General features: G+C 59.1%; 29 protein-coding genes. 18 read left to right on the forward strand and 11 right to left on the reverse strand.

The features are described 5' to 3' along the window. Positions 1–36 precede the first annotated feature (36 nt). The 5 genes from zapG to CKW09_RS21600 all read left to right on the forward strand — a co-directional run bounded on the left by zapG (position 37) and on the right by CKW09_RS21600 (position 8,646). Entirely contained in the window at positions 37–438 is a 402-nt protein-coding gene (gene zapG / locus CKW09_RS21580; protein WP_061797112.1) for a Z-ring associated protein ZapG, read from the forward strand. Positions 439–613: 175 nt separating this feature from the next. Next, positions 614–1,984: a serine endoprotease DegQ gene (gene degQ / locus CKW09_RS21585; protein ID WP_061797111.1), complete on the forward strand. Its 1,371-nt coding sequence runs from the start codon at positions 614–616 to the stop codon at positions 1,982–1,984. An 89-nt stretch (positions 1,985–2,073) separates the two neighbouring features. Further along, positions 2,074–3,132 carry an outer membrane-stress sensor serine endopeptidase DegS gene (degS, locus tag CKW09_RS21590; RefSeq protein WP_061797110.1) on the forward strand — a complete coding sequence of 353 codons (1,059 nt, stop codon included), beginning with the start codon at positions 2,074–2,076 and terminating at the stop codon, positions 3,130–3,132. 675 nt (positions 3,133–3,807) lie between these two features. Beyond that, a complete protein-coding gene (locus tag CKW09_RS21595) occupies positions 3,808–5,262 on the forward strand; it encodes a ShlB/FhaC/HecB family hemolysin secretion/activation protein (RefSeq protein WP_231922102.1) in 1,455 nt (484 codons plus the stop codon). A 63-nt stretch (positions 5,263–5,325) separates the two neighbouring features. Continuing rightward, a complete protein-coding gene (locus tag CKW09_RS21600; protein WP_095099402.1) occupies positions 5,326–8,646 on the forward strand; it encodes a GLUG motif-containing protein in 3,321 nt (1,106 codons plus the stop codon). A gap of 75 nt (positions 8,647–8,721) precedes the next feature. Here the strand turns inward: CKW09_RS21600 and murA are convergent, their stop codons facing one another. The 8 genes from murA to CKW09_RS21640 all read right to left on the reverse strand — a co-directional run bounded on the left by murA (position 8,722) and on the right by CKW09_RS21640 (position 13,767). Then, the gene (gene murA / locus CKW09_RS21605; protein WP_061797108.1) at positions 8,722–9,981 is read right to left on the reverse strand and encodes a UDP-N-acetylglucosamine 1-carboxyvinyltransferase; all 1,260 of its coding nucleotides are present in this window, start codon (positions 9,979–9,981) and stop codon (positions 8,722–8,724) included. Between the two features lie 55 nt (positions 9,982–10,036). Further along, the gene (gene ibaG / locus CKW09_RS21610; RefSeq protein ID WP_061797107.1) at positions 10,037–10,291 is read right to left on the reverse strand and encodes a BolA family iron metabolism protein IbaG; all 255 of its coding nucleotides are present in this window, start codon (positions 10,289–10,291) and stop codon (positions 10,037–10,039) included. Between the two features lie 140 nt (positions 10,292–10,431). Continuing rightward, positions 10,432–10,734, reverse strand: coding sequence for a lipid asymmetry maintenance protein MlaB (gene mlaB, locus CKW09_RS21615; protein WP_061797106.1), 303 nt, complete (start codon positions 10,732–10,734; stop codon positions 10,432–10,434). After that, positions 10,734–11,363 carry a phospholipid-binding protein MlaC gene (mlaC, locus tag CKW09_RS21620; RefSeq protein ID WP_095099405.1) on the reverse strand — a complete coding sequence of 210 codons (630 nt, stop codon included), beginning with the start codon at positions 11,361–11,363 and terminating at the stop codon, positions 10,734–10,736. The genes mlaB and mlaC overlap by 1 nt, the downstream gene beginning before the upstream one ends. 14 nt (positions 11,364–11,377) lie before the next feature. Beyond that, positions 11,378–11,929, reverse strand: coding sequence for an outer membrane lipid asymmetry maintenance protein MlaD (gene mlaD / locus CKW09_RS21625; protein ID WP_061797095.1), 552 nt, complete (start codon positions 11,927–11,929; stop codon positions 11,378–11,380). 4 nt (positions 11,930–11,933) lie between these two features. Continuing rightward, positions 11,934–12,716 carry a lipid asymmetry maintenance ABC transporter permease subunit MlaE gene (gene mlaE / locus CKW09_RS21630; RefSeq protein WP_061797094.1) on the reverse strand — a complete coding sequence of 261 codons (783 nt, stop codon included), beginning with the start codon at positions 12,714–12,716 and terminating at the stop codon, positions 11,934–11,936. Positions 12,717–12,720: 4 nt separating this feature from the next. Next, entirely contained in the window at positions 12,721–13,536 is an 816-nt protein-coding gene (mlaF, locus tag CKW09_RS21635) for a phospholipid ABC transporter ATP-binding protein MlaF (protein WP_061797092.1), read from the reverse strand. Positions 13,537–13,557: 21 nt separating this feature from the next. Next, positions 13,558–13,767 carry a hypothetical protein gene (locus CKW09_RS21640; RefSeq protein WP_073970290.1) on the reverse strand — a complete coding sequence of 70 codons (210 nt, stop codon included), beginning with the start codon at positions 13,765–13,767 and terminating at the stop codon, positions 13,558–13,560. 118 nt (positions 13,768–13,885) lie between these two features. Between CKW09_RS21640 and CKW09_RS21645 the strand changes: the two genes are divergently transcribed. From CKW09_RS21645 to CKW09_RS21705, 13 genes are all read left to right on the forward strand, one after another. Continuing rightward, positions 13,886–14,863 carry a calcium/sodium antiporter gene (locus tag CKW09_RS21645; protein ID WP_061797091.1) on the forward strand — a complete coding sequence of 326 codons (978 nt, stop codon included), beginning with the start codon at positions 13,886–13,888 and terminating at the stop codon, positions 14,861–14,863. 16 nt (positions 14,864–14,879) lie between these two features. Further along, positions 14,880–15,866: an arabinose-5-phosphate isomerase KdsD gene (gene kdsD, locus CKW09_RS21650; RefSeq protein WP_061797105.1), complete on the forward strand. Its 987-nt coding sequence runs from the start codon at positions 14,880–14,882 to the stop codon at positions 15,864–15,866. Positions 15,867–15,883: 17 nt separating this feature from the next. Then, complete coding sequence (gene kdsC / locus CKW09_RS21655; RefSeq protein WP_061797090.1) at positions 15,884–16,438, forward strand: 3-deoxy-manno-octulosonate-8-phosphatase KdsC; 555 nt, start codon at positions 15,884–15,886, stop codon at positions 16,436–16,438. Further along, a complete protein-coding gene (lptC, locus tag CKW09_RS21660; protein ID WP_061797089.1) occupies positions 16,435–17,013 on the forward strand; it encodes an LPS export ABC transporter periplasmic protein LptC in 579 nt (192 codons plus the stop codon). Before kdsC ends, lptC begins: the two co-directional genes overlap by 4 nt. Beyond that, positions 16,982–17,521 carry a lipopolysaccharide ABC transporter substrate-binding protein LptA gene (lptA, locus tag CKW09_RS21665; protein ID WP_061797087.1) on the forward strand — a complete coding sequence of 180 codons (540 nt, stop codon included), beginning with the start codon at positions 16,982–16,984 and terminating at the stop codon, positions 17,519–17,521. Before lptC ends, lptA begins: the two co-directional genes overlap by 32 nt. A gap of 6 nt (positions 17,522–17,527) precedes the next feature. Beyond that, positions 17,528–18,253: an LPS export ABC transporter ATP-binding protein gene (lptB, locus tag CKW09_RS21670; protein ID WP_061797086.1), complete on the forward strand. Its 726-nt coding sequence runs from the start codon at positions 17,528–17,530 to the stop codon at positions 18,251–18,253. 50 nt (positions 18,254–18,303) lie between these two features. Further along, positions 18,304–19,737 carry an RNA polymerase factor sigma-54 gene (gene rpoN, locus CKW09_RS21675; protein WP_061797084.1) on the forward strand — a complete coding sequence of 478 codons (1,434 nt, stop codon included), beginning with the start codon at positions 18,304–18,306 and terminating at the stop codon, positions 19,735–19,737. A gap of 23 nt (positions 19,738–19,760) precedes the next feature. Further along, entirely contained in the window at positions 19,761–20,048 is a 288-nt protein-coding gene (gene hpf, locus CKW09_RS21680) for a ribosome hibernation promoting factor (protein ID WP_004937038.1), read from the forward strand. 254 nt (positions 20,049–20,302) lie between these two features. Continuing rightward, a complete protein-coding gene (ptsN, locus tag CKW09_RS21685; RefSeq protein WP_095099411.1) occupies positions 20,303–20,764 on the forward strand; it encodes a PTS IIA-like nitrogen regulatory protein PtsN in 462 nt (153 codons plus the stop codon). A 131-nt stretch (positions 20,765–20,895) separates the two neighbouring features. Next, positions 20,896–21,750, forward strand: coding sequence for an RNase adapter RapZ (gene rapZ / locus CKW09_RS21690; RefSeq protein ID WP_061797083.1), 855 nt, complete (start codon positions 20,896–20,898; stop codon positions 21,748–21,750). Then, on the forward strand, positions 21,747–22,019 hold the full coding sequence (gene npr / locus CKW09_RS21695; protein WP_061797082.1) for a PTS phosphocarrier protein NPr: 273 nt from the start codon (positions 21,747–21,749) through the stop codon (positions 22,017–22,019). The genes rapZ and npr overlap by 4 nt, the downstream gene beginning before the upstream one ends. A 263-nt stretch (positions 22,020–22,282) precedes the next feature. Continuing rightward, positions 22,283–22,546, forward strand: coding sequence for a type II toxin-antitoxin system HigB family toxin (locus CKW09_RS25015; RefSeq protein ID WP_390900673.1), 264 nt, complete (start codon positions 22,283–22,285; stop codon positions 22,544–22,546). Beyond that, on the forward strand, positions 22,449–22,871 hold the full coding sequence (locus CKW09_RS21705; protein WP_095099416.1) for a helix-turn-helix domain-containing protein: 423 nt from the start codon (positions 22,449–22,451) through the stop codon (positions 22,869–22,871). The genes CKW09_RS25015 and CKW09_RS21705 overlap by 98 nt, the downstream gene beginning before the upstream one ends. Before the next feature lie 82 nt (positions 22,872–22,953). Here the strand turns inward: CKW09_RS21705 and CKW09_RS21710 are convergent, their stop codons facing one another. The 3 genes from CKW09_RS21710 to CKW09_RS21720 all read right to left on the reverse strand — a co-directional run bounded on the left by CKW09_RS21710 (position 22,954) and on the right by CKW09_RS21720 (position 26,423). Continuing rightward, a complete protein-coding gene (locus tag CKW09_RS21710) occupies positions 22,954–23,349 on the reverse strand; it encodes a hypothetical protein (RefSeq protein ID WP_095099419.1) in 396 nt (131 codons plus the stop codon). A 21-nt stretch (positions 23,350–23,370) separates the two neighbouring features. After that, positions 23,371–24,444: a hypothetical protein gene (locus CKW09_RS21715; protein ID WP_231922104.1), complete on the reverse strand. Its 1,074-nt coding sequence runs from the start codon at positions 24,442–24,444 to the stop codon at positions 23,371–23,373. A 62-nt stretch (positions 24,445–24,506) separates the two neighbouring features. Then, complete coding sequence (locus CKW09_RS21720) at positions 24,507–26,423, reverse strand: BglG family transcription antiterminator (RefSeq protein ID WP_095099424.1); 1,917 nt, start codon at positions 26,421–26,423, stop codon at positions 24,507–24,509. Positions 26,424–26,439 lie beyond the last annotated feature (16 nt).

Consider the following 26,439-nt stretch of genomic DNA (forward strand, 5'->3'; position numbering starts at 1 on the left):
TCCCTGCGGAACAACGAAGTCAAAATAGGAGTCATCATGACCTGGGAGTATGCGCTGATTGGTTTGGTGGTCGGTATCGTCATTGGTGCGGTAGCGATGCGATTTGGTAACCGTAAATTACGTCAACAACAAGTTTTGCAGAACGAGTTGGACAAAAGCAAAACCGAGCTGGAAGAGTACCGTCAGGAACTGGTCGGTCACTTTGCCCGCAGCGCCGAGCTGCTGGACAACATGGCGCGCGATTATCGCCAGCTGTATCAGCACATGGCGAAGAGCTCCAATAACCTGCTGCCGGACCTGCCTATCCAGGACAACCCGTTCCGCTATCGCCTGACCGAAGCGGAAGCGGACAACGATCAGGCGCCGGTGGAAATGCCGCGCGACTACTCGGAAGGTGCATCCGGCCTGCTGCGCGGCCAGACGGCGCGCCGCGACTGATATCCCCCCACCCGTGGGCTCGCCCACGGGTACCCCGGCTTGCCCGGCCCCTTTCCTCTCCCGCACGGCCTTTACTGAACTTTTCACGCAAATTCACGGTCTTACCCTTCACTATGATAGGGATGTTGCCTTATCATCCAATTTTCATCGGCAGGTATCGAGAGAGTTATTATCAATGAAGAAAAAGTCGTTAATTCTTAGTGCATTGGCAATGAGCATTGGTCTGACGCTCAGCTCCGTACCGGTCGCCAGCGCGGCCCTGCCCGTCGCCGTTCAGGGGCAGCCGCTGCCGAGCCTGGCGCCGATGCTGGAAAAAGTCTTGCCCGCCGTGGTCAGCGTGCACGTTGAAGGGACCCAGGTACAGCGCCAGCAGCTGCCAGAGGAGCTAAAGCGCTTCTTCGGCCCCGATTTCCCCGGGCAGCAACAGGGGTCTCGGCCGTTTGAAGGCCTGGGATCCGGCGTGATCATCGACGCCGCCAAGGGCTATGTGCTGACCAACAACCACGTCATCAACAACGCCGACAAGATCCGCGTGCTGCTGAACGACGGCCGCGAGCTGGACGCCAAGCTGGTCGGCCGCGATGAGCAATCCGACATCGCACTGCTGCAGCTCAGCGACGTCAAAAACCTGACCGCCATCAAAATGGCCGACTCCGATCAACTGCGCGTCGGCGACTTCGCGGTGGCCGTCGGCAACCCGTTCGGCCTCGGCCAGACCGCCACCTCCGGCATCGTCTCGGCGCTGGGGCGCAGCGGCCTGAACCTCGAAGGGCTGGAGAACTTCATCCAGACCGACGCCTCGATCAACCGCGGCAACTCCGGCGGCGCGCTGGTCAACCTCAACGGCGAGCTGATCGGCATCAACACCGCCATTCTGGCGCCGAGCGGCGGCAACGTCGGCATCGGCTTCGCCATTCCGAGCAACATGGCGAAAAACCTCAGCCAGCAACTGATCGAATTCGGCCAGGTGAAGCGCGGCCTGTTGGGCATCAAAGGCAGCGAAATGACGCCTGACATGGCCAAAGCCTTCAATACCGACGCCCAACGCGGCGCCTTCGTCAGCGAAGTGCTGCCGAAATCCGCCGCCGCCAAGGCCGGCATCAAGGCCGGCGACATCCTGGTTTCCGTCGACGGCAAGCCGGTCAGCAGCTTCGCCGAACTGCGCGCCAAGATCGGCACCACCGCGCCGGGCAAAACCGTCAAGGTCGGCCTGCTGCGCGACGGCAAACCGCAGGAGGTCTCGGTGACGCTGGACAACAGCGACAGCGGCTCAACCAACGCGGAAACGCTGTCGCCCGCGCTGCAGGGGGTTTCGCTCAGCAACGGCGCGTTGCCGAGCGGCGATAAGGGCGTGAAGGTGGATAACGTCGACAAAGGCTCGACGGCGGCGCAGATCGGCCTGCAGAAAGGCGATGTGATCATCGGCGTCAACCGCCAACGCGTCGACAGCATCACCGCGCTGCGCAAGGTGCTGGAAGCCAAACCGCCGGTCATGGCGCTGAATGTGGTACGCGGCTCCGAAACCATTTATCTGCTGTTGCGTTAATTTGTTTAAAAACCGGGCCCGGTAACATACTGCGCCCGGTTAACTCATGCTATCCTCCGAACATCGTTAACCTCACCCACTAAAACTCCATGTTTGCTAAGCTCTTGCGTTCTGTCATTATTGGTCTCATCGTTGCCGGTCTGCTGCTGGCCGTGCTGCCCGTGCTGCGTTCTTCCAATAGTCTGTTTACAGAAAAGCTTGAGAATACCCGCGACGAGACCCCGGTGAGCTACAACAAAGCGGTGCGCCGCGCCGCGCCGGCGGTGGTGAACATCTATAATCGCAACCTGAACGGCGCCACCAACGTGCTGTCGCTCGGTTCCGGCGTGATCATGAACGAACGCGGCTATATCATCACCAACCGCCACGTGATCAAGGACGCGCAACAAATCACCGTGGTGCTGCAGGATGGCCGCCGTTACGAAGCGCTGCTGGTCGGCTCCGACGGCCTCACCGATCTGGCGGTGCTGAAGATCGATCCCGGCAACCTGCCGGTTATCCCTATCAACAACGCCCGCATCGCCCACGTGGGCGACGTCGTGCTGGCGATCGGCAACCCCTACAACCTGGGGCAGACCGTCACCCAGGGCATTCTCAGCGCCACCGGCCGCATCAGTATGAGCACCACCGGCCGCCAGACCTTCCTGCAGACCGACGCCTCGATCAACCGCGGCAACTCCGGCGGCGCGCTGGTCAACTCGCTGGGCGAACTGATCGGCATCAATACCCTGACCTACGACAAAATCACCGACGGCGAAACGCCGGAAGGCCTCGGTTTCGCCATCCCGATCGAGCTGGCCACCAAGATCATGGACAAGCTGATCCGCGACGGCCGCGTCATTCGCGGTTACTTCGGCATCCAGGGCAAGGAAATCATCCCGCTGCGCTCCTCCAATTCCGGTATCGATCGCCTGCAGGGCATCATCGTCACCGAGATCACGCCAAATGGCCCGGCGGGCAACGCCGGCTTCCAGATCAACGACATCATCATCAACGTGGACAACAAGCCTGCTGTCTCGGTGCTGGAAACCATGGACCAGGTGGCGGAAATCCGGCCAGGAACGGAAATTCCGGTGGTGGTGCTGCGCGAAGGCAAACGCATCACGCTGAAGATGACGGTGGGTGAGTTCCCGGAAGACAATAATTAGCGGCGGCCTCAGGCGCCGCTGACCACGCTTGGGCGGTGCCTGCCGCCCTCGTCCCCGCCCATCCCGCTGACGCAGCCCCTGATCGCCATCAATATAAAAAAATAATAATACTTTTCTATTTCATAATTTCATTACGATTGAATAATAAAAATATATAAATAAAAAACCAAGAATATTAAAAACGAATTAATTACGACAATGATGTGATATTTTATTTAAAAGAACGCGTTATTTAACAGCAAAAAAACACACTCCTTTTATTTTCTCTGTATACTGCACGACATCAACTCGCATCGCCATAACCTCAATAATGATTGAGCGCGCCAGGCTAATGGTGCGTCCAGGGACATAGATTAATTAACGCTTTAATCTAAGAATGGAATTCTTTTCGTGAATACAATTAAATATAACAACGACCATATATTATGGATTAATCGCCCTCCCCGCACGCCTGCCATTTCATCCCGGCGATATCGGCCGCTTTCTACCTACCGCGGCCTAGCGCTGCTTTTACTGTTCTCGCCGCTGAGCCAGGCAGCGCTGCCCGGCGCCGGCCAGGCTATCAGGGATCTTGAAAACGAGCGCCCCAGCCTGCCGCCGCCGGTGCAACTCTCGGCCCCCTCGGCCAATGCGGCGCCGATCGCGCCATTAGACGACGGCTCGCCGCGAGTTCGCGTGACGAAGTTTATTATCAGCGGCAACCACAGTATTCCTTCCGAAAAGATATTGCCGCTGCTGCGCGACTTGAATGGCCGGGAATTAACCCTGCCCCAGCTAAAACAAGCGGCCCAGCGCGTCACTTCTTATTATCGTCAACGGGGGTACGTGTTGACGACCGCTTATTTGCCCAAGCAGGAAATCGTCGATGGCCGGGTGCATATTGACGTGCTCGAAGGCCGTTATGGGCAAATCCGGCTGAATAACCGTTCGCACGCGGGCGACGGCGTATTGCTGCAGCCCCTGTCCGCACTGAAAAGCGGCATGCCGGTAACCGGCGCTCGGCTTGAACGCAGCCTGCTGTTATTAAGCGATACTCCCGGCGTGAAAGTGAATAGCACCCTGCTGCCGGGCGAGCGGCCCGGCACCACCGACTGGCAAATAGACGCGACGCCCGGGCCGTGGGTCAACGGCTCGTTGCAGGCCGACAACTACGGCGACAGCTATACCGGCGAGTATCGCGGCGGCGGCGCGCTCAGCGTCAATAGCCCACTGCGGCTGGGCGACAGGCTGGATCTGCGCCTGCTGAGCAGCGATAAGCGCCAGCGCTATTACCGCGTTTCGTACCAACTTCCCGTCGGCCCTTGGTCCACCCGGCCGGGCGTTGCCCATTCATCGATGCGCTATCGGCTGGGGAAAGACTTTAGCGAGCTGCAGGCGCACGGCAACGCCGCCATCAACAGCATTTTCGTTGCCCAACCGCTGCTGCGCAGCCGCGCGCTGAATCTCAATGCGCAGCTGCAGTTCGAAGATAAAACGCTGCAGGACGACATCGATCTGTTCGATAGCCGCAGCCGGAAGCGCATCGCGCTCTGGACGGCGGAAATCAGCCTCAATGCGCAGGACCGCTGGCATGGCGGGGGGCAAAGCGCGGCCTCGCTGGCTTACGCCTTCGGGCACCTGCGGATTGACGACCCCTACGCTCGCCGATGGGACAGGCTCACCGCAGAGACCGCGGGCCAGTTCAGCAAGCTGATGCTCAGCGCGCTGCGCCTGCAAACTCTAAACGACCGCGTCCAGCTCTATGGTCAGCTGAACGCGCAGTGGTCGCCGGGCAACCTCGACGCCTCGGAAAAATTCAACGTTGGCGGCCCTTACGGCGTGCGCGCCTATGCGCCAGGCAGCGGCAACGGCGATCTGGGTTGGCAAGCCAGCCTGGAACTGCGCTATGCCCTGCATCCCGGGTGGCAGCTGAGCGCTTTTGTCGATCAGGGCCAGGCGCGCCTCAACCGGCAGCCCTGGACGCCAGAAAAAAACACTCTGCATATGTCGGCCGCCGGTTCGGCGCTGGCCTGGGGCGGCGCCAGCCACCAACTCTCCCTGACGGCGGCATGGCCGCTGGCCCAATCGGGCCCCGGCGGCAACACGGAAAAGTCCCCCCGCATTTGGCTTCAGGCTGCCAGATATTTCTGAGCGTCTGATGATAAAGACCCGCTGCCTGGAAAGCAGCACGCATGATAAAAAGGAAATCATTTCATGAATAAAATTTACGCACTGGTATGGAACCCGGCTCAGGAATGCTGGAACGTCGTCAGCGAACACTGCAGCCGCCGCGGCAAGGGCAGCGCCAAACGCCGCCTAGCGGTGGCGCTGTCGCTGCTGGGTCTGACGGCGCTGGAACCGGCCCACGCCTTGCCGACCGGGCAAAATATCGTCGCCGGCCAGGGCAGCATCACCACCAACGGCCAGAGCATGACGGTCAATCAGCAGAGCGACAAGCTGATTACCCAATGGGACGCTTTCAATGTCGGCCGGGATGAAAGCCTGACCTTCAAACAGCCGGGCCGCGGCTCGGTGGCGCTGAACCGCGTGATGGGCGTTAACGGCAGCGATATTCAGGGGAAAATAGACGCCAACGGTAAAGTTTTCATCGTCAACCCTAACGGCGTTATTTTCGGCAAGACCGCCCAGGTGAACGTCGGCGGGCTGGTGGCTTCGACGCGCGACATCAGCAACGCCGACTTCCTGGCCGGCAAAAACCGCTTCGTCGGCACATCGCAGGCGGAAGTTCGCAACGAGGGCGTTCTGAATGCCGCCCAGGCAGGCAGCATTGCCCTCCTCGGCGCCCAGGTCAATAACCAGGGGGTGATCCTGGCGCAGATGGGCAGCATCGCGCTGGGCGCGGGTGATGACATTACCCTGAACTTCGACGGCGATAATTTATTAAACCTGAAAATTGACGGCGCCGCCGCCAAGGCGCTGGTGCAAAACGGTGGCCTGCTGAAAGCCGATGGCGGCCAGGTGCTGATGACCGCCAGAACGGCCGGCGACATGCTGCAAACCGTGGTGAACAACCGGGGCGCCATCGAAGCGACCACGCTGAACAATCAGGCGGGCCGCATCGTGCTGGATGGCGGCGAACGCGGCGTGGTGAACGTCGCCGGGCGACTGGACGCCAGCGCCAATGCCGGCGATGGCGGCGTGATTGAAACCCGCGGCGCACGCGTGGCGGTGCAGACGGCGACGCAGATAACCACCCGGGCGACCGCCGGCAAGACCGGCAATTGGAAACTGACCGCCACCGACGTTAACGTCGGCGATGGCGCCACCCTCAAGGCCGACACCCTGTCGACCGCGCTGACCAACAGCAACGTTGAGCTGGTCAGCACCCAGGGTGACGTCGCCATTTCCGCGCCGGTCGCCTGGCAGAGCGCCAACAAGCTGTCGCTGACGGCCGAACGCGCCGGGATCAACATCAATGCTCCGCTGAAGGCCACCGGCGCAGGCGCCGGCCTGGCGCTGAATCATAAGACCGGCTATACGCTGAATAACGCCGCGTCAGTCCAGCTATCCGGCAACGGAGCCTCGTTCAGCCTCAATGGCGAAAGTTACAAAGTGGTGCAGAATCTGGCCCAGTTGCTCGATATCAACAAGGATTTAAACGCCCGCTATGTATTAGGCAACAACATTAACGACAGAAGCAGAATCAATGCGATTGGCGGCAATGGCGCGTTTTCCGGCACCTTCGAGGGGTTGGGCAATACGCTGCAAGGGCTGACCATCGGCGGCAACGGGCCTTATGTTGGCCTGTTCGGCGCTTCGACCGGTAAAATCAGCAACCTGAATCTGGACTCGATAACGGTCATCACCAACGGGCGCTCGCAGTTTTCCGGCTCCCTGGCGGGATACAACGCGGGGACCATCCAGAACGTCAAAGCAACCAACGTCAACGTTAGCGGCAGCGGCGATCTCGGCGGGCTGGTCGGGGCCAATATGGGCACCTTGTCCAACGTGCTGGTCAGCGGCAGAGTCAACGGCAGCAATTCCCGCTTTGTCGGCGGCCTGGTGGGCGTCAACTTTGGCAACGCCGGCCGGATAGACAACAGCCAGGCGAACGTCAACGTATTCAGCAACGTGCTCGACACCGACGGCAACGGCGGCGTTGGTGGCCTGGTCGGCAGAAATGCCGCGGTTATCGCCAACTCAACCAGCCAGGGCACGGTCGGCGCATCAGGCAACGCGGTGAATATCGGCGGGCTGGCGGGGCTGAATACCGGCCGCATCACCCATGCGCTGTCGAACGCCGCCGTGGCCGGCAACCGCGGCAGCCTGACGGGCGGCCTGGTCGGCCTTAACCAGGGCGACATCAGCAATTCGGCCGCCGTGGGTTACGTCACCGGCAACGGCAGCAAGGCCATCGGCGGATTGGTTGGGCGCAACGAAGGCGCGCTGCGCGACGTCCAGGCTAACGGCGACGTGCTGGACACCGGCAGCCGCAACGTCGGCGGCTTAATCGGCATCAATGAGACGGCCTCGGAGCTTAAAAACGTTCAGGCGAAAAACGCGGTCACCGGCGGCGACAATGCCAACGTCGGCGGGTTGGTCGGCCTGAACAAGGCGGGCAAAATCGCTAACGCCTCCGCCGGCGGCAAAGTCAGCGGGGGAGACAACAGCCTGGTCGGAGGGCTGATCGGCGATAACTACGGCAGCCTGAGCAACGTCAGCGCAGACACCGAGGTGCGTGCCGGTAAAGCCAGCCGCGCCGGCGGACTGATTGGCCGCAACGGCGCCGTCGTCGTCAGCAACGCCGACGTGCGCGGCAGCGTGGTCGGCGCCTTCAGCCAGGCGTTGGGCGGGTTGATCGGTGAAAATAACGGCGGAACGCTCGATCGGGTCAGCGCGGATACCCGCGTCGCCGCCGGCGACGACGCCATGGCCGGCGGCCTGGTCGGCAACCACCGGGGGGGGCGCATCAGCAACGCCAAAACCGCCGGCAGCGTCAGCGCCGCGGCCAACAGCCGGGTAGGCGGCCTGGTGGGCAACAACGAGTACGGCAATATCAGCAACTCGCAGTCCAGTGCCCGTGTCAAAGGCGGCTACAACAGTGACGTCGGCGGCCTGGTGGGCTATAACCAGGGCGCACTCTCGCAGGTGCAGGCCTCCGGCGACGTTGAAGGCGGGGATGTCAGCCGCGTTGGCGGCCTGGTGGGCATACACGCCTACGGCGCCTCCGGCGATATCCTACAGGCGAGCGCCTCCGGTAACGTCACCGGTAAAGCCGGCAGCAACGTCGGCGGCATCGCAGGCAAAAATGACGGCCTCATCAGGCACGCGTCCGCCTCGGGCAAAATCAGCAGCGCGGAAGCCTCGATGCGCGGCGGATTAGTCGGTTTCAACACCGGCAAAATCTACGACTCTTCGTTCAGCGGTTCGGTGATGCCGAAGCAGTTTGACGGGCAGTGGGTGGGCAGCCTGGTCGGGATAAACGCGATGGGTTATCTGCGGAACAACAGCGTTTCCGGCGTCTCGGCGAGCCTGCCGAAGGCGGGGCTGAATTTCGACGGCGCTATCGAGTAATCAGCGTTAAAACGGCTTCCCGTTCCGGAAGCCGGTTCCATCTACCGCCGGCGCTGATGCGCCGGCGGTCAACGCTTACTCGCCCTTCACTCGCTCGATGTTCGCCCCCATGGCGCGCAGCTTGTCTTCGATACGATCATAACCGCGATCGATATGATAGATGCGATCAACCACGGTCACGCCGTCGGCGATACAGCCGGCGATCACCAGGCTGGCGGAAGCGCGCAGATCGGTCGCCATCACCTGAGCGCCGGAGAGCTGCTCAACGCCGTGGCAAATCACAGTGTTGCTCTCGATCTCCGCGTGCGCGCCCATGCGGATCAGCTCCGGCACGTGCATAAAGCGGTTTTCGAAAATGGTTTCGGTGATCACGCCGGTGCCTTCCGCCACCAGGTTCAACAGGCTGAACTGGGCCTGCATATCGGTCGGGAAGCCCGGGTGCGGCGCAGTGCGCACGGTGACCGCCTTCGGACGTTTGCCGTGCATGTCCAGGCTGATCCAGTCTTCGCCCACTTCGATATCCGCCCCGGCCTCGCGCAGCTTGGCCAGCACCGCATCCAGCGTGTCCGGACGGGTATCGCGGCACAGCACTTTGCCGCCGGAAACCGCGGCGGCGATCAGGAAGGTGCCGGTTTCGATACGGTCAGGCAGCACGCGGTACACGCCGCCGCCCAGACGTTCGACGCCTTCGATGGTGATTTTGTCGCTGCCGGCGCCGGTGATTTTAGCGCCCAGCGTGTTGAGGAAGTTGGCGGTATCGACAATCTCCGGCTCACGCGCGGCGTTCTCGATCACGGTCACGCCGGTCGCCAGGGTGGCGGCGCTCATGATGGTCACGGTAGCGCCGACGCTCACCTTGTCCATCACGATATGCGCGCCCTTCAGGCGGCCTTCGACGGAAGCCTTGACGTAGCCTTCTTCCAGTTTGATTTCGGCGCCCAGCTGCTCCAGACCGGTAATGTGCAGATCGACCGGGCGCGCGCCGATCGCGCAGCCGCCCGGCAGAGAAACCTGGCCGCGGCCGAAACGCGCCACCAGCGGCCCCAGCGCCCAGATGGAGGCGCGCATGGTTTTCACCAGGTCGTACGGCGCGCAGAACTCGTTCACGCCGCTGGCGTCGACAAACACCGAGCCGTTGCGTTCGATCTTGGCGCCCAACTGGCTGAGTAGCTTAATGGTGGTATCGATGTCCTTCAGCTTGGGGACATTCTGCAGCTCGACCGGCTCTTCCGCCAACAGCGCGGCGAACAGGATCGGCAGGGCGGCGTTTTTAGCCCCGGAAATAGACACTTCACCGCTCAGGCGGGTCCGACCCTGCACACGAAATTTATCCATTTGACTACTCTCTGTTATCTAATCTGAAGCTGCCCGCCCCAGGGGGCAAACAGCCTTAAAATCCGTTGAGTTTGCGGTCTCGCTGCCACTCTTCAGGGGTGTACGCTTTGATCGACAAGGCGTGAATGCGGTTGTCGGCAATGTATTCCATCAGCGGCGCATAGACCGTCTGTTGCTTTTTGACGCGGCTCATGGCGGCAAACAGTTCGCCGACCACGATCACCTGGAAGTGGCTGCCGTCGCCCGTCACGTGCGCTTCGTCCAGTGCCAATGCCTGCATCAGCACGTCTTTAATCTCGTTGGTTTCCATAGTATCCAGTTCTGCAGCTAAAGGATCATAAACAGCCTAGTATCTTAGTGGAATACGACGTTTTCTTAAACTAAAGAAAAAGCCCCTGTTCAACAGGGGCTTTGTATCGAGGCTTCGCGTTGCGGCAGCGGAAAACAGGGCTAACCAGCGGTATCGACAGGCATTATGGCTTGCAGATTATAGAGCGCGACCAGCGTTTTCAGCCGATCGGTGGCGCCGGAAATTTTTAGCTCCACGCCGCGCTGGCGCTGTTGTTCACGCAGATGCAGCAGCAGCGCCAGCCCGGAAGAGTCGACGCGCTGCAGCTGCGCCACGTCGATCGCAGTTTTATCCGCCAGCAACGCGTCCCGCTGCCGCCACAGCGGCAGCAGCGTTTCCCGATCCAGCTCACCGCGTAAAATCAGCGTTTGCTGCTGCGATTCAAAGCTGAGCGCCGCCGACATCAGTTTTTTTGATCCAGGGTGATTGGCTGCGCCGCAGCGGACTGCAGCTGCTTGGTCAGGCCGTCGATGCCCTGGGTACGCAGGGTGGAAGCCCACTCGTTCTGCTTGGTGGTGATCATGCTGACGCCTTCGGCGATCATGTCATACGCCTGCCAGTAGCCGGTTTTGCTGTTTTTGCGCCACTGGAAGTCCAGACGCACCGGCGGGCGCCCGCCGTTGTCGATGATGGTCACGCGGATCGCCACGATGTTGGCGTCGCCCAGCGGCTGCTCAGGCGCAATCTGGTAGGTCTGGCCGTGGTACATCGCCAGCGCCTGGCCGTAGGCCTGCTCCAGGTAAGACTGGAAGGCGGTGAAATAGGCTTCGCGCTGCGCCGGGGTCGCCTCTTTGTAATAGCGGCCCAGCACCAGCGCACCGGCGTATTTGACCTGTACGAACGGCATCAGCTCCTGATGGACGATGGTGCGCAGGTAGTTGGGATCCTGCTTGATTTTCGGCTGTTCGGTTTTCAGACGGGTAAAGGTCTTCTGAGCCGCGTCTTGCATCAGGCTGTACGGGTTAGTTTGATCGGCCGCATTCGCCAGCGGCGCGACCACCAGCAGGGCCACCATCAATAAACGTTTAAACATGCAGGTTTCCTCTTTTAATGACTGGGTACGGCGGGTTGCGGTGCAGCGGCGCCGGCAGCCGGCTCGGCGGCCGCGTCTCCCGGTTTGGCGTTGTCCTGGCCGCCGCTTTTATACAGGAACTGGCCGATCAGATCTTCCAGAACCATGGCAGACTTGGTGTCCTGAATGGTGCCGCCGTCTTTCAGAATGGTGGTGCCCATATCCGGATCTTCAAAGCCCACGTTGAGCGCCAGATACTGCTCCCCCAGCAGGCCGGAGGTGCGGATCGCCAGCGAGCTGGTGTCCGGGATCTGGTTGTATTTATCCTGGATGTCCAGCGCCACGCGCGGCGTATAGGTTTTCGGATCGAGCGAAATGTCGGCCACGCGGCCAATCACCACGCCGCCGATTTTCACCGGCGAGCGCGCCTTCAGGCCGCCGATGTTATCGAAAGTCGCATAGATGCGGTAGGTCGGTTCGTTGCCGATCGACTTAATGTTCGCCACTTGCAGGCAGATAAACACGATGGCGCACAGCGCAATCAGCATAAATGCCCCCACCCAGATTTCACTCTTCTTCGTTTGCATCGAATCAATTCCCAAACATCAGTGCTGTCAGCACGAAATCCAATCCCAACACCGCCAGTGACGAATGTACCACGGTACGGGTCGTTGCCCGGCTAATCCCCTCGGAGGTCGGTACGGCGTCATACCCGTTGAAGATAGCAATCCAGGTCACGGTAATGGCGAATACCACGCTCTTGATCAGGCAGTTGAGCAGATCTTTTTTCCACTCCACGGCGCCCTGCATCGCCGACCAGAAGAAGCCGCTGTCGATGCCCTTCCAGTCCACGCCGACCACCGAACCGCCCCAAATGCCGACCGCGACGAAGATGATCGTCAACAGCGGCATGCTGATCAAACCGGCCCAGAAGCGCGGCGCCACGATGCGCCGCAGCGGATCGACCGCCATCATTTCCAGGCTGGAGATTTGTTCGGTCGCCTTCATCAGGCCGATTTCGGCGGTGAGTGCGGAACCGGCCCGGCCGGCGAACAGCAGCGCGGTCACCACCGGCCCCAGCTCACGCAGCAGCGACAGCGCCACCATCATGCCCAGGCTGGCCTCGGCGCTGTAGGTGGTGAGCACCAGATACCCCTGCAGCCCCAGCACCATGCCGATAAACAGGCCGGACACCATGATAATCAGCAGCGACTGCACGCCGACGCTGTGCAGCTGTTTCAGCAGCAGCGGCCACTGCTTGCGCGGTTCAGGCCGCCCGACCAGCGCGTTGAACAGCATCAGCCCGGCCCGGCCGAAGCTGGCGCTGGTGTTGATGCCACGGCGTCCTATCGACGCTAACGCCCGTAATAACATGAGCTTATTTACTCCCTAAGCCTAGCAGTTCGGCCTGATAATCACCGGCCGGATAACGGAACGGCACCGGCCCATCGGCAATACCATCCAGAAACTGGCGCACCCGCGCATCAGGATTGTTCTGTAATTGCTGCGCCGTGCCCTCGGCGATCACCCGGTGGTCGGCGACGATATACGCGTAGTCGGCGATGCTCAGCACCTCCGGCACGTCATGCGACACCACGATGCAGGTAATGCCCAGCGCATGGTTCAGCTCGTCGATCAGCTTCACCAGCACGCCCATGGTGATGGGATCCTGGCCGACGAAGGGTTCGTCGAACATGATCAATTCCGGATCCAGCGCGATCGCCCGCGCCAGCGCCGCACGCCGCGCCATGCCGCCGGACAGTTCGTTGGGCATCAGCTCGGCCGCGCCGCGCAACCCCACCGCTTCCAGCTTCATCAGCACCGTGCTGCGCAGGATCGGTTCCGGCAGCTTGCTGTGTTCGCGCAGCGGATACGCCACGTTTTCGAACACCGTCAAATCGGTGAACAACGCGCCCGACTGAAACAGCATGCTCATTTTCTTGCGCGCGTCATACAGCTGATGGCGGGACAACGCGGGAATATTGTCGCCATCAAACCAGATCTCGCCGCGGTCCGGCGCCAGCTGGCCGCCGATCAGGCGCAGCAGCGTGGTCTTGCCGATGCCGGACGGCCCCATGATCGCCGTTACCTTGCCGCGGGGAACCGTCAGGTTGATGTCTTCGAATATCAGTCGATCGCCGCGTGAGAAGCTCATATCGCGCACTTCGACCAGATTCTCTGCCTTCTGGTGCATGTTATCTAGATCCTTTACGGCTCATTTTTTGCCAGGCCCTGCTTGCTTGAAGCGGCAACGCCAGCTTCGTTTGGGTACAAATTTACCCGCGATGTTAAAGCAACGGGCGCAATGCGTCTCATCTTTACAAAAACTTACCGCCATTTCGCTACCAATGATGCCATTGGTTTTACTTTTATGCGCCACCCGTTCAAAATTAGCGCCATAACGAAAAAAAGCGAAAGTGTTCATATATTAGCCGGGAAAACCCGTTGCTGCGGCTTCAGTCTGCGCAACGGAGGGCAAAGCAAGATAGCCGAAGAGCGGCTTTTAACCAACGAACCGGGATGATACCCACAAAGGACCCTGCATGTTTCTCGCTATAGCATTATTAATCGTTGGTTTATTTTTACTGGTATATGGCGCCGACCGTTTAGTTTACGGTGCTGCGGTGATTTCCCGCTCGCTCGGCGTGCCGCCGCTGATTATCGGCATGACCATCGTCGGCATCGGCACCTCGCTGCCGGAGCTGATCGTCTCGACCACCGCCGCGCTGAACGGGCAAATAGACATGGCCGTGGGGAACGTATTGGGTTCCAACATCGCCAATATTTTATTGATCCTCGGGGTCGCCGCGCTGATCCATCCGCTGGCGGCGCGTTCGGAAGTGCTGCGCCGCGAACTGCCGCTGATGTTGGCGGTCACAGTATTGTGCGGTTTCGTGCTGATGGACGGCACCCTGAGCCGGCTGGACGGCGTGCTGCTGCTGGCCGCCGCCGCCGGGTTCATTCTGCTGATGCTGAAAATCGCCCGGCTGGCGCAGCGCGAAGGCAGCGACAGCCTGACCGTCGAGCAGCTAGCCGAACTGCCGCAGGACAGCAGCAACACCGTGGCGGTGCTGTGGCTGGTGCTGGCGTTCATCATTCTGCCGCTGTCGTCCAAAATGGTGGTCGATAACGCCACGGTGATCGCGCACTACTTCGGCATCAGCGAACTGGTGGTCGGGCTGACCGTCATCGCCATCGGCACCAGCCTGCCCGAACTGGCCACCACCATCGCCGGCGCACTAAAGGGCGAGGATGATATGGCGATTGGTAATATCATCGGCTCCAATATTTTCAACACGGTGATCGTGCTGGGCGTCCCCGCCCTGCTGTCGCCGGGCAGCGTTGACGCCGCCGCGTTCCAGCGCGATTACTGGGTGATGCTGGCGGTCAGCATTCTGCTCAGCGCCCTGTGCATCGGCCGCAAGCATCGCATCGGCCATCTGGCGGGCGCTCTGTTATTATGTGGCTTTATTGCGTATCTTGCGGTGCTGTTCTTTAACCCTTTCAATACTTTCGGCTAAACCGACGGGAATGAGCATGTCGAACATACAGTTGCAACCTGGCTTCGATTTTCAACAGGCCGGCAAAGAAGTGCTCCAGATCGAGCGCGAAGGGCTGGCTCAGCTCGACGGCCATATCGATGCGAACTTTACCCGCGCCTGCGAAGCCATCGCCGCCTGCGGCGGCAAAGTGGTGGTGATGGGCATGGGCAAGTCCGGCCACATCGGCTGCAAGATCGCCGCCACCTTCGCCAGCACCGGTACCCCCTCATTCTTCGTTCACCCGGCGGAAGCCAGCCACGGCGATCTCGGCATGGTCACCGCGCAGGACATCGTGCTCGCCATTTCCAACTCCGGCGAGTCCAATGAGATCCAGGCGCTGATCCCGGTGCTGAAACGCCAGCAGATCCCGCTTATCTGCATGACCAACAACCCGGAAAGCTCGCTGGGCAAGGCGGCGGATATCCACCTGTGCATCAAGGTGCCGCAGGAGGCCTGCCCGCTGGGTCTGGCGCCGACCACCAGCACCACCGCCACGCTGGTGATGGGCGATGCGCTGGCCGTGGCGTTGCTGAAAGCGCGCGGCTTCACCCCGGAAGATTTCGCGCTGTCGCATCCGGGCGGCGCGCTCGGCCGCCGGCTGCTGCTGCGGGTGAGCGACATCATGCACGGCGGCGATGAAATCCCGCACGTCAGCGCCGACGCTTCGCTGCGCGACGCGCTGCTGGAAATCACCCGCAAAAATCTGGGCATGACGGTCATCTGCAACGATCTGATGAAAATCGCCGGCATCTTCACCGACGGCGACCTGCGCCGGGTGTTCGATATGGGCATCAATCTCAACGACGCCAAGATCGCCGACGTCATGACGCTCGGCGGCGTGCGGGTGCGCCCGAGCATGCTGGCGGTCGACGCGCTGAACCTGATGCAGCAACGCCACATCACCGCGCTGCTGGTTGCCGATGGCGACCAGTTGCTGGGTGTGGTACATATGCATGACATGCTGCGCGCCGGCGTCGTTTAATTAAGGAATAGAACGGAATGAGTACGGTAGAAACCTGCTACGGGCCGGTAGAGCAAGACGTGATGGCGCGTGCCGGTAAAATCCGCCTGCTGATTTGCGACGTCGACGGCGTGCTGTCCGACGGCCTGATTTTCATGGGCAACAACGGCGAAGAGTTAAAAGCCTTCAACGTGCGCGACGGCTACGGCATCCGCTGCCTGAAGACCTCGGACATCGAGGTGGCGATCATCACCGGCCGCTCAGCCAGGCTGCTGGAAGACCGGGCGAAGACCCTCGGCATCACCCATCTGTATCAGGGGCAGTCCGATAAGCTTTTGGCCTTCCGCGAACTGTTGGATACACTGTCGCTGACGGCGGATCAGGTGGCCTACATCGGCGACGATCTGATCGACTGGCCGGTGATGGCGCAGGTGGGTCTGGCGGTCGCGGTGGCGGACGCGCATCCATTGCTGACGCCGCGGGCCCATTACGTTACCCGCATTGCCGGCGGCCGCGGCGCGGTGCGCGAACTGTGCGACATTATTCTTTTGGCTCAGAATAAGCTGGAGGACGCCAAAGGGCTGTCGATATGAGCAAAACCAAACTTTGGATCACCATCCTGCTGGCGGTGATCGCGCTGGCGTTGATCGGTTGGAACATGACGGATTTCAGCGATGACAGCGTTCCGGCGCCGATCAACGATCGGTCGCCGACGTATCAGAGCCAGCATACGGTCACCGTGGTGTACAATCCGGCCGGCAAGCTGAGCTACAAGCTGGTGGCGGAAGACGTGAACTATTACACCGCAGACGAGCTGAGCTGGTTTACCCAACCGGTGATGACGCTGTTTGATGAAAATGCGGTGGCGACCTGGTCAGTGCGCGCCGATCGCGCCAAACTGACTAAAGACCGCATGCTGTATCTTTACGGCCACGTCGAGGTGAACAGCCTGACCACCACCTCGCAGCTGGAAAAAATTAAAACGGACAATGCTCAGGTGAACCTGGTGACCCAGGACGTGTCCTCCGATGACGAAGTCACGCTCTACGGGACGAACTTCACCTCTAACGGCATGAAAATGCGTGGGAACCTGCGGGCCAAGACCGCCGAGCTGATTGATAAGGTTAAGACCAACTATGAAATTCAGAACCAAAAAACCACTCCGTAATCTGTTGATCGGCAGCTTAGTTTTGGCCGCCAGCGCCCCGGCACTGGCGCTGAAATCCGACTCTAACCAACCGGTTAGCATCGACTCGCTGAAGCAATCGCTGGACATGCAAAGCAACGTCAGCACCTTTACCGACAACGTGGTGATCAAGCAGGGCACCATCGACATTCGCGCGGACAAGGTGGTGGTCACCCGGCCGGGCGGGGATCAGAATAAAACCTATATTGAAGCCTTCGGCAACCCGGTAACCTTCTACCAGATGCAGGACAGCGGCAAGCCGGTGAAAGGCCACGCGCAGAAAGTGCGCTACGACGTGGCGACGCAGCTGGTGACCCTGACGGGCAACGCCTATCTGGAACAGCTCGACAGCAACGTGAAAGGCGACCGCATCACCTATCTGGTGCAACAGCAGCAAATGCAGGCGTTCAGCGATAAAGGCAAACGCGTGACTACGGTTCTGGTACCGTCGCAGTTGCAAGACAAAAACGGGCAAAAGAAGAGTAACTAATCACTTATGGCTACACTCATCGCAGAAAACCTGGCGAAAGCCTACAAGGGCCGCAAAGTCGTTGAAGACGTCAGCCTGAAAGTGAAATCCGGCGAGATCGTCGGCCTGCTGGGGCCGAACGGCGCCGGCAAAACCACCACCTTTTACATGGTGGTCGGCATCGTTCAGCGCGACGCCGGGCGCATCGTGATCGACGAAGAAGACATTAGCCTGTTGCCGCTGCACGCTCGTGCGCGCCGCGGTATCGGCTATCTGCCGCAGGAAGCGTCGATCTTCCGCCGCCTGAGCGTGTATGACAACCTGATGGCGGTGCTGGAGATCCGCGACGATCTGTCCAGCGAACAGCGCGAAGACCGCGCCAAAGAGCTGATGGAAGAGTTTCACATCACCCACCTGCGCGACAGCCTGGGCCAGGCGCTGTCCGGCGGTGAACGCCGCCGCGTCGAGATCGCCCGCGCGCTGGCGGCCAACCCGAAATTCATCCTGCTGGATGAACCCTTCGCCGGGGTTGACCCGATTTCCGTTATCGACATCAAGAAAATCATCGAGCACCTGCGTGACAGCGGCCTGGGCGTGCTGATCACCGACCACAACGTGCGCGAAACGCTGGACGTGTGTGAACGCGCCTACATCGTCAGCCAGGGCAAACTGATTGCCCACGGCACGCCGGATGCTATTCTGGCCGATGAGCAGGTGAAACGCGTTTATCTGGGCGAAGAATTCCGCCTCTGAGTGCCAGCGCGTCCTGAAGGACGACGGTTAACGGAAGTAGACAGAAGATTATGAAGCAAGGTTTGCAACTCAGGCTCAGCCAACAGCTGGCCATGACCCCGCAGCTCCAGCAGGCCATTCGCCTGCTGCAGTTGTCCACGCTTGAGCTTCAGCAAGAGATACAGCTGGCGTTAGAGAGCAACCCCCTGCTTGAGCAAACCGATCTGCACGACGAAATCGACGCCAAAGAGGCCACCGACACCGAAGGCCTGGATACCCGCGAGGCGCTGGAACAGAAGGACATGCCCGAAGAGCTGCCGCTGGACGCCACCTGGGACGAAATCTACACCGCCGGCACGCCGTCGGGCACCGGCACCGATTACAGCGATGACGAACTGCCGGTGTATCAGGGCGAAACCACCCAGACGCTGCAGGATTATCTGATGTGGCAGGTGGACCTGACGCCGTTCTCCGATACCGACGCCGCCATCGCCACTTCGATCGTCGATGCGGTCGACGACACCGGCTACCTCACCGTGCCGCTGGAAGACATTCTCGAGAGCATGGGTGACGAGAATGTGACCATGGACGAGGTCGAGGCGGTACTGAAGCGCGTGCAGCGTTTTGATCCGGTCGGCGTCGCCGCGCGCGATCTGCGCGACTGCCTGCTGGTGCAGCTTTCCCAATACGCCAAAGACACGCCGTATCTGGCCGAGGCGCGGCTGATCATCAGCGAGCATCTGGATCTGCTGGCCAATCACGACTTTCGCAGCCTGATGCGATCAACCCGGCTAAAAGAAGATACACTGAAAGAAGCGATGCTGCTGATTCAGTCGCTCGACCCGCGCCCGGGGCAGTCGATCAACACCGGCGAGTCGGAATACGTCATTCCGGACGTGCTGGTGCGCAAAGCGCAGGATAAATGGACGGTTGAGCTCAACGCCGACAGCATTCCCCGTCTGAAGATCAATCAGCAGTACGCCGCGTTGGGCAACAGCGCGCGCAGCGAAGCCGACGGCCAGTTTATCCGCAGCAACCTGCAGGAAGCCAAATGGCTGATTAAAAGCCTGGAAAGCCGCAACGAGACCCTGTTGAAGGTCACCCGCTGCATCGTCAGCCAGCAGCAGGCTTTCTTTGAACAGGGCGAAGAATTTATGAAACCCATGGTGCTGGCGGATATCGCCCAGGCCGTGGAGATGCATGAATCGACAATTTCGCGCGTCACCACGCAGAAGTTTCTGCACAGTCCGCGCGGTATTTTCGAATTAAAATATTTCTTCTCCAGCCATGTGAACACCGACAGCGGCGGCGAAGCCTCCTCGACGGCGATCCGGGCGTTGGTGAAGAAATTGATTGCGGCGGAAAACCCCGCCAAACCGCTCAGCGACAGCAAGCTGGCCACCCTGCTTTCCGATCAGGGGATCATCGTGGCGCGGCGCACCGTCGCCAAGTACCGAGAGTCTTTGTCCATCCCGCCGTCGAACCAGCGTAAACAGTTGGTTTGACCTCTATTGAGAAGGAAGACACTATGCAGCTCAACATTACCGGACACCACATCGAAATCACCGATCCGTTGCGCGAGTTCGTGAATAACAAGTTCGCCAAACTCGAACAGTATTTTGATCGCATCAATCAGGTGTATGTTGTTTTAAGTGTGGAAAAAGTGCAGCAAATTGCGGAAGCAACGGTGCACGTGAATGGAGGCGAGTTGCACGCCACCTCGGAAGACGAGAATATGTATGCCGCAATTGACACGCTGATCGACAAACTGGCGCGCCAATTGAACAAACATAAAGACAAATTGAAGCAACACTGACACTCTGACCCTCTTTCCGTCAGGGGCGCTGCTTAACCGCGGCCTCAGCTATCGGCGCGTTACCTGCATGGGTAACGCGCCGAACGGTAATCAGGGTTAAAACAGGCGAAAGCCCTCTTTTCAGGCGCCATTGGCGTAGACAGTTTGGTTGCAGCCCGGAACGTGCCCGCAAGTCCCTGAGGGGTTCGCGCACCGCCCGGAGCCGGAATGGCCAGTAAAATAGCCTGATAAGCATGGCTTTAAGTGAAGATGAGATGAACAACGAATATATGCAACTCAGCTCGGTGTTAAACATCGAGTGCACCAGAAGCTCGGTACACTGCACCAGCAAGAAACGGGCTTTGGAAATTATCAGCGAACTGGCGGCCACTCAGCTCAACCTGCCTTCGCAGGTGGTGTTTGACGCGGTTCTCACCCGGGAGCGCATGGGCAGCACCGGTATCGGCAACGGTATCGCCATTCCCCATGGAAAACTGGAAGAGGACACACTGCGGGCCGTTGGCGTGTTTATCCGTCTCGACCAACCTATCGCCTTCGACGCCATCGACAACCAGCCGGTCGATCTGCTGTTCGCCCTGCTGGTGCCGGCCGATCAGTGCAAGACCCATTTGCATACCCTGTCGCTGGTCGCCAAGCGCCTGGCCGACAAAACCGTATGCCGCCGCCTGCGCGCGGCGCAGAGTGACGAAGAGCTTTACCAAATCATCACCGAGTAACGCCCGGCTGACGTGACTTCCAGCCAGGATAGCGATACTGTTTCACCATGATGGATCCCGGCTTAGGCCGGGATAATAAAGAGTCTAACGGCGGCGACCAACGCCGCCGAGTTGCCAGGGGGAGTTGCCACATGGTGCTGATGATTGTCAGCGGCCGTTCCGGTTCAGGGAAATCCGTCGCCTTGCGGGCGCTGGAAGACATGGGTTTTTACTGCGTTGATAACCTGCCCGTGGTGCTGCTGCCGCAGCTTGCCAATACGCTGGCGGAACGCAACAGCTCCGCCGCGGTGAGCATCGACGTGCGCAACATGCCGGAATCGCCGGAAGTGTTCGAGTACGCGATGACCCAGCTGCCCGAGAGTTTTTCGCCGCAGCTGCTGTTCCTCGACGCCGACCGCAATACGCTGATCCGCCGCTACAGTGATACCCGCCGCCTGCATCCGCTCTCCAGCAAGAACCTGTCGCTGGAAAGCGCGATCGATGAAGAAAGCGATCTGCTCGAACCGCTGCGTTCACGGGCCGATCTGATCATCGACACCTCGGAAATGTCGGTGCATGAACTGGCCGAAATGCTGCGTACCCGCCTGCTGGGCAAACGCGAGCGCGAGCTGACCATGGTGTTCGAGTCCTTCGGCTTCAAGCACGGCATCCCGATCGACGCCGACTACGTGTTTGACGTGCGCTTCCTGCCGAACCCGCACTGGGATCCCAAGCTGCGCCCGATGACCGGCCTGGACAAGCCGGTAGCCTCGTTCCTCGATCGCCATACCGAAGTGCACAACTTCATCTACCAGACGCGCAGCTACCTGGAACAGTGGCTGCCGATGCTCGAGACCAACAACCGCAGCTACCTGACGGTGGCGATCGGCTGTACCGGCGGCAAGCACCGCTCGGTCTACGTGGCGGAGCAGCTGGCCGATTACTTCCGCTCACGCGGCAAGAACGTGCAATCGCGCCACCGCACGCTGGAAAAACGCAAACAATGACGGTCAAACAAACGGTTGAAATCAAAAACAAGCTGGGCATGCACGCCCGCCCGGCGATGAAGCTGTTTGAACTGGTGCAGAGCTTTGACGCCGAGGTGATGCTGCGCAACGACAGCGGCACCGAGGCCGAAGCCAGCAGCGTGATTGCGTTGCTGATGCTCGACTCCGCTCAGGGGCGGCAAATCGAAGTCGAAGCCAACGGCCCCGACGAAGTGAAAGCGCTGGCCGCGGTGGTCGAGCTGTTCAACTCCGGCTTTGACGAAGACTGATCCGAAAAAACCTGAGCGCGCCGCCCTGGCGCGTTCAGCTTTCAAAAGCTTCATCGGCACAATTGCGCATCCTCTTCCAAATTTTGCAACAACCTGGTGCAAATTCACTCGTTTTGTTCCCCAGAAAACTCGCCCGGTTATAGTCCCCAGCAGACCGTACAAATAATCTGACATCTCGCCAGCCGCAGCGCAGAAAATAATGAGAAACGCTGCGGCGAGGCAGCTTCAACACGCCGGACGATTTAAAAGCCCTTTTTCCCAGTCTGGACCGCATGAAATATAGAGCTAAATGGTGGGTCATTGATATCGGGGGCAACAATCTGAGGATGCTGTTTTTTGCCAGTTTCGATACCCAGAAAATCTTTGTTAAACACATTGTCTGCCACGCTGAGTACCACAAGCTGATGCAGCTGTACGAAGGAACCAGGAATGATTTCAGATGCCATCAAGGCCACTCAGGAGCTGCTGCGCGCCGTCCCGTTGCTGCGGGGCAGCACCTCGCAACAGGACTATCGGCAGGCGCTTGAATTGGTTGAGCACCTGCTTGAAACCGACGAACATAATCCGCTGATTGACCTGTTGGCGGCAAAAATTGCCGAGTTTGAAGAGAGCGGCCCCGACTTTGCCGAATTTAATCTGCGGCAGCGGCAGCTGCCGCAGGGCGTCGCCGCGTTGAGCGTGCTGATGGAGCAACACCAACTGAGTCAGCGCGATTTTGAAAACGAGATAGGCAAAAAATCGCTGGTCAGCCAAATCCTGAACGGAAAGCGGTCTCTCACCATTCCCCATATCATGGCGCTGGCCAAGCGCTTTAATCTGCCTCCGGCCATTTTCCTGCCGGAAGCCCGCTGACCGAACCATCGCCGCTAAATCCTGCTCAGGCAGAGCCATAAGGCGCTATCGAGGTTATTTTGTTTAAAATTTCAATCTTGGTTTATGCCGTGATCTCAGCCACGCCCCCAACCAACATTGAAATGACTATCAACAACATCCAGACGAAATTGATGTAGTAGTAGTGGATTAGCCATCTCGTTTCTACGCCAGGCAACGATTGTAGAAATTCATAATGGGCTTTGGGTAGCCAAACGCGTTTGCCAGTTTTTATCGGTGTCCCCGCAAGCAATTTTTTAAAATGAGCGGTTATAAAAAAACTGCCAAAATACCCAAGATTGCTAAAAAACTGATACGAGGGATTCAGTGGCCAGCCTTGTGACTGATACTGCTTAACAACGCTTTCGTATTTTCTTTTATTTAGGCCAAAATAAATCACGCTGAAAATAATAATAAACGTCGATATAAAAAACATCACTGCGCCTACGGTCATCAGCATAGAAAAAATCTCATAATCCAGTTACTTGAGCAATAAGTCAGCCATGGAGTCACCAAATTTCTCCCCTCCAGAGCTACCTAGCAAACCGCCAGAAACGCCGCCAATCGTCGAACCAACAATAGCACATGCTAATCCCGCACTACCGGCCATCGGAGCACTAATAATACCCAACGCGACACAGAGACCACCTGCCGCCGCCGTCCCGGCAACCCCACCGGCAATACCTAACCCAGCTCCACCAAAGAAGCCGCCATACCCTTTCAATGCGACTCGAGTACATTCATTTTCGCGTCCGCTAGTACAGGCGTGATAAATATCGTTAGACGTGCTAACTCCGGCCGCTGCCAATCCTATCCATCCTGCTCCTTTCATAAACCTTACCGCCTTACCGGCACCGTCAAGATAAGTCGAGTAGCCTTTTATAGCCCCTACCCCCACCGTTGACCACTCATGAACGATTGAGCGACTCGACAAATTCAACGCACTTTTGATGCTCTCATACGGATGCAAATTCAGAATCTTACGCGCCAGCCGGCTAAGTATCGGTTTATCCAACAGAACCTTCAATTCATTAAACAGCCGCTGTCTTTCAACAAAAAATTGTTGGCCGATTAGCGTACCTTGGGTACGGAACTGGTTCTGGTAGCTCATTTCGATCTTTTTAAGAATCTCATCGATACGAGTGAAGTATTGCTTACCAGCATCACTCGCAATGCCCAACCCAGTGCTACTGCCATTCAGTATGGTTGCAATGGTGGCATAATGACGCTGAAGAAAATCTGCCTGATCGGTGCTGACAGCGTCCATTGCGTGATTGACCTTTCCCTTGGCCAGGCGCAATTGCTGTAACGATGCCTCCTGCTGAGAGTTATTGGGATCGGCGACAAGCAGTATTTGTCCCGGTTTAACCCACGGAGTATCGGCATTAATCTGCATAAAATAACGGGCGGCTTCGCTACGTGGATTGCGAAACAACATGTTTCCTTGGGAAGCCAGAGAACCCGGAGTATCAACAACGCAATACCCAGGTTCAATACGTTGGCGAGAGGGGAATATCATCTGAATGACTCCTGTCATTAAAAAATAAAAATCCATTATTGTCCGTCAATGCGCCCATCAAGTTACTGCAAACAGCATCGAACCACAAACCATCGCCGCTAAATCCTGCTCAGGCAGTCCAGCGCCACCGCCTTGAAGCTGTCGAAGCTGTCGCTGCCCAGCAGCCGGCTCATCGAGCGTTCGCGCACGAAGGTGACGAACAGCTCGTAGATCGCCATCGCCTCTTCATAGTCGCTTTTGCTGATCGCCAGCAGGAAGATCACGTGGGCGATTTCGCCCTCCCCCCACGCTACGCCCTGCGGCGCCAGCAGCGTCACCACCACGGTCTTCTTCGCCAGCAATCCCAGCGAATGCGGCAGCGCGATGCCCTCGCCCAGCAGGGTTGAAACTATCGCCTCGCGTTCGACCACCGAAGGATAGAAATCCTCGCCGACATAGCCTTCCCGCTCCAGCTGGCCGCACACCGTGCTGAACAGCTCCGCCTGGGTCAGCGGCTGGTTGATCACCATAAAGTGGCCGGCGTCGAAAAACTTTTCCAGCATGTAGGGCTTGGTGCGATCCACCAGCACCAGCTTGCCCAGTTGCTCCAGCTGGTACTCGGTCGGGAACGGCGACATCACCACCACCGGCTTGTTCTTTTCGCCGATGCGGGCGTTGGAAATGACGAAGTCTTCGTCGATGTGGTTCAGCATCTCGTAATCGCGCAGCGAAACGATGCGCGTCATCACCAGCTGCGGGTATTTGCGGGCGATCTGCGCCTGGATCATCCGCACCGTGGAGTTGCCGGTGTCGCACACCAGCATCACCTGCGGATGACGCTCGTAGCCGATATTGTAATGCCGCTCCAGGCCCACGCCGATATGCAGCACCAGGTAGCCGATCTCGTTTTCGCTCAGGGTATAAGGGGTGTATTTCCCCCAGCTGGAGACCGCCGCCAGCGTGACGTCGTAGGCCATCGGATAATGCTGTTTGATGTTGGCCAGCAGCGGGTTGGGTATGTTGATTTGGTATTTCACCCGGGTAATCATGGTTTTGATGTGGGTGAGCAGGTCGGCCCGCAGCTGTTTGTCGCCCTGCAGGTTGTAGTTATAGTGCGCGTTGATGTAAGACAGGATGTAGTCCACCAGCGCCTCTTCGTCATCGGCGTTGATCTCGGTGGGCTGCACCTCCTGCACCCGCCGCGCGGCAATATTCACCCGCAGATAGGCCTCTTCGGCCATCGAAATTTCCTTGCCGGAGGCCTTGCGCAACTCGCCGGCCAGCCAGGTGGAGACCTTGCGCACCGCGTCGTCGCCGTCCTCCACGTCGAAGTCCGGCAGCGGATAGCCGTCGCCGATGCGCCGCAGCGCCACCGCGCAGTAGAAGATCAGATATTGCTCGCCCTCATCGGTCAGACGAATGGCGTACTGCGACAGCAGCGGGTGCAGCAGCCCGGCGAAGGCGGCTACCTGCGGCTGCAGCAGGATGTCGTTATTGAGCAGCGGATTTTCGGCGTCGGCCAGATGCAGCTGGAACAGCAGATCGGTCAGGCAGGCGCGGATCGCCATCTCAGAACCGAACAACTTCATGCCGTAACGCGGTTTGGTTTCGATGGTCAGCTGATAATGCGCCAAACGCTCCCTCACCTCAGCCATGTCGTTTTGCAGCGTCCCGCGGCTGACAAACCATTCATCGGCCAGATCTTCCAGCTTCAGGGAAAAGGCTGAGGTCAAAAAGCGTACCAACAGATAATGCACCCGTTCCTGCGCGCTGCGCGGGGTGGCGTGCTTGCGGCGTTCCTGATGCTGCAGGGCGCTGAACAGCGCGGCGTCGTCCACCTGCAGGCGATAACCGGCTCCGCGGCTGTGCACGAAGCGCGCGCCATATTTTTCCAGAATATCGTTCAGCGCGGTGATGTCCGCCCGCACCGTGCGGGTGGAGACGGCGAAACGCTTGGCCAGCTCGTCCTGCGGCAAGGTTTCGGACTGCAGAGCATCAAACAAAGAGGCCAAACGCGGGTAAGGGAATCGTACCATTCTGTTTCCGTTAATC

It is taken from the genome of Serratia ficaria, from assembly GCF_900187015.1.
GTDB lineage: Bacteria > Pseudomonadota > Gammaproteobacteria > Enterobacterales > Enterobacteriaceae > Serratia > Serratia ficaria.

What these genes read in the sequence shown, in the direction of transcription:
- zapG (WP_061797112.1), top strand. Translation starts at nt 37, where the DNA reads ATGACCTGGGAGTATGCGCTGATTGGTTTGGTGGTCGGTATCGTCATT.
- degQ (WP_061797111.1), top strand. Translation starts at nt 614, where the DNA reads ATGAAGAAAAAGTCGTTAATTCTTAGTGCATTGGCAATGAGCATTGGT.
- degS (WP_061797110.1), top strand. Translation starts at nt 2,074, where the DNA reads ATGTTTGCTAAGCTCTTGCGTTCTGTCATTATTGGTCTCATCGTTGCC.
- CKW09_RS21600 (WP_095099402.1), top strand. Translation starts at nt 5,326, where the DNA reads ATGAATAAAATTTACGCACTGGTATGGAACCCGGCTCAGGAATGCTGG.
- murA (WP_061797108.1), bottom strand. Translation starts at nt 9,981, where the DNA reads ATGGATAAATTTCGTGTGCAGGGTCGGACCCGCCTGAGCGGTGAAGTG.
- ibaG (WP_061797107.1), bottom strand. Translation starts at nt 10,291, where the DNA reads ATGGAAACCAACGAGATTAAAGACGTGCTGATGCAGGCATTGGCACTG.
- mlaB (WP_061797106.1), bottom strand. Translation starts at nt 10,734, where the DNA reads ATGTCGGCGGCGCTCAGCTTTGAATCGCAGCAGCAAACGCTGATTTTA.
- mlaC (WP_095099405.1), bottom strand. Translation starts at nt 11,363, where the DNA reads ATGTTTAAACGTTTATTGATGGTGGCCCTGCTGGTGGTCGCGCCGCTG.
- mlaD (WP_061797095.1), bottom strand. Translation starts at nt 11,929, where the DNA reads ATGCAAACGAAGAAGAGTGAAATCTGGGTGGGGGCATTTATGCTGATT.
- mlaE (WP_061797094.1), bottom strand. Translation starts at nt 12,716, where the DNA reads ATGTTATTACGGGCGTTAGCGTCGATAGGACGCCGTGGCATCAACACC.
- mlaF (WP_061797092.1), bottom strand. Translation starts at nt 13,536, where the DNA reads ATGCACCAGAAGGCAGAGAATCTGGTCGAAGTGCGCGATATGAGCTTC.
- CKW09_RS21640 (WP_073970290.1), bottom strand. Translation starts at nt 13,767, where the DNA reads ATGAACACTTTCGCTTTTTTTCGTTATGGCGCTAATTTTGAACGGGTG.
- CKW09_RS21645 (WP_061797091.1), top strand. Translation starts at nt 13,886, where the DNA reads ATGTTTCTCGCTATAGCATTATTAATCGTTGGTTTATTTTTACTGGTA.
- kdsD (WP_061797105.1), top strand. Translation starts at nt 14,880, where the DNA reads ATGTCGAACATACAGTTGCAACCTGGCTTCGATTTTCAACAGGCCGGC.
- kdsC (WP_061797090.1), top strand. Translation starts at nt 15,884, where the DNA reads ATGAGTACGGTAGAAACCTGCTACGGGCCGGTAGAGCAAGACGTGATG.
- lptC (WP_061797089.1), top strand. Translation starts at nt 16,435, where the DNA reads ATGAGCAAAACCAAACTTTGGATCACCATCCTGCTGGCGGTGATCGCG.
- lptA (WP_061797087.1), top strand. Translation starts at nt 16,982, where the DNA reads ATGAAATTCAGAACCAAAAAACCACTCCGTAATCTGTTGATCGGCAGC.
- lptB (WP_061797086.1), top strand. Translation starts at nt 17,528, where the DNA reads ATGGCTACACTCATCGCAGAAAACCTGGCGAAAGCCTACAAGGGCCGC.
- rpoN (WP_061797084.1), top strand. Translation starts at nt 18,304, where the DNA reads ATGAAGCAAGGTTTGCAACTCAGGCTCAGCCAACAGCTGGCCATGACC.
- hpf (WP_004937038.1), top strand. Translation starts at nt 19,761, where the DNA reads ATGCAGCTCAACATTACCGGACACCACATCGAAATCACCGATCCGTTG.
- ptsN (WP_095099411.1), top strand. Translation starts at nt 20,303, where the DNA reads ATGAACAACGAATATATGCAACTCAGCTCGGTGTTAAACATCGAGTGC.
- rapZ (WP_061797083.1), top strand. Translation starts at nt 20,896, where the DNA reads ATGGTGCTGATGATTGTCAGCGGCCGTTCCGGTTCAGGGAAATCCGTC.
- npr (WP_061797082.1), top strand. Translation starts at nt 21,747, where the DNA reads ATGACGGTCAAACAAACGGTTGAAATCAAAAACAAGCTGGGCATGCAC.
- CKW09_RS21705 (WP_095099416.1), top strand. Translation starts at nt 22,449, where the DNA reads ATGATTTCAGATGCCATCAAGGCCACTCAGGAGCTGCTGCGCGCCGTC.
- CKW09_RS21710 (WP_095099419.1), bottom strand. Translation starts at nt 23,349, where the DNA reads ATGCTGATGACCGTAGGCGCAGTGATGTTTTTTATATCGACGTTTATT.
- CKW09_RS21715 (WP_231922104.1), bottom strand. Translation starts at nt 24,444, where the DNA reads ATGGATTTTTATTTTTTAATGACAGGAGTCATTCAGATGATATTCCCC.
- CKW09_RS21720 (WP_095099424.1), bottom strand. Translation starts at nt 26,423, where the DNA reads ATGGTACGATTCCCTTACCCGCGTTTGGCCTCTTTGTTTGATGCTCTG.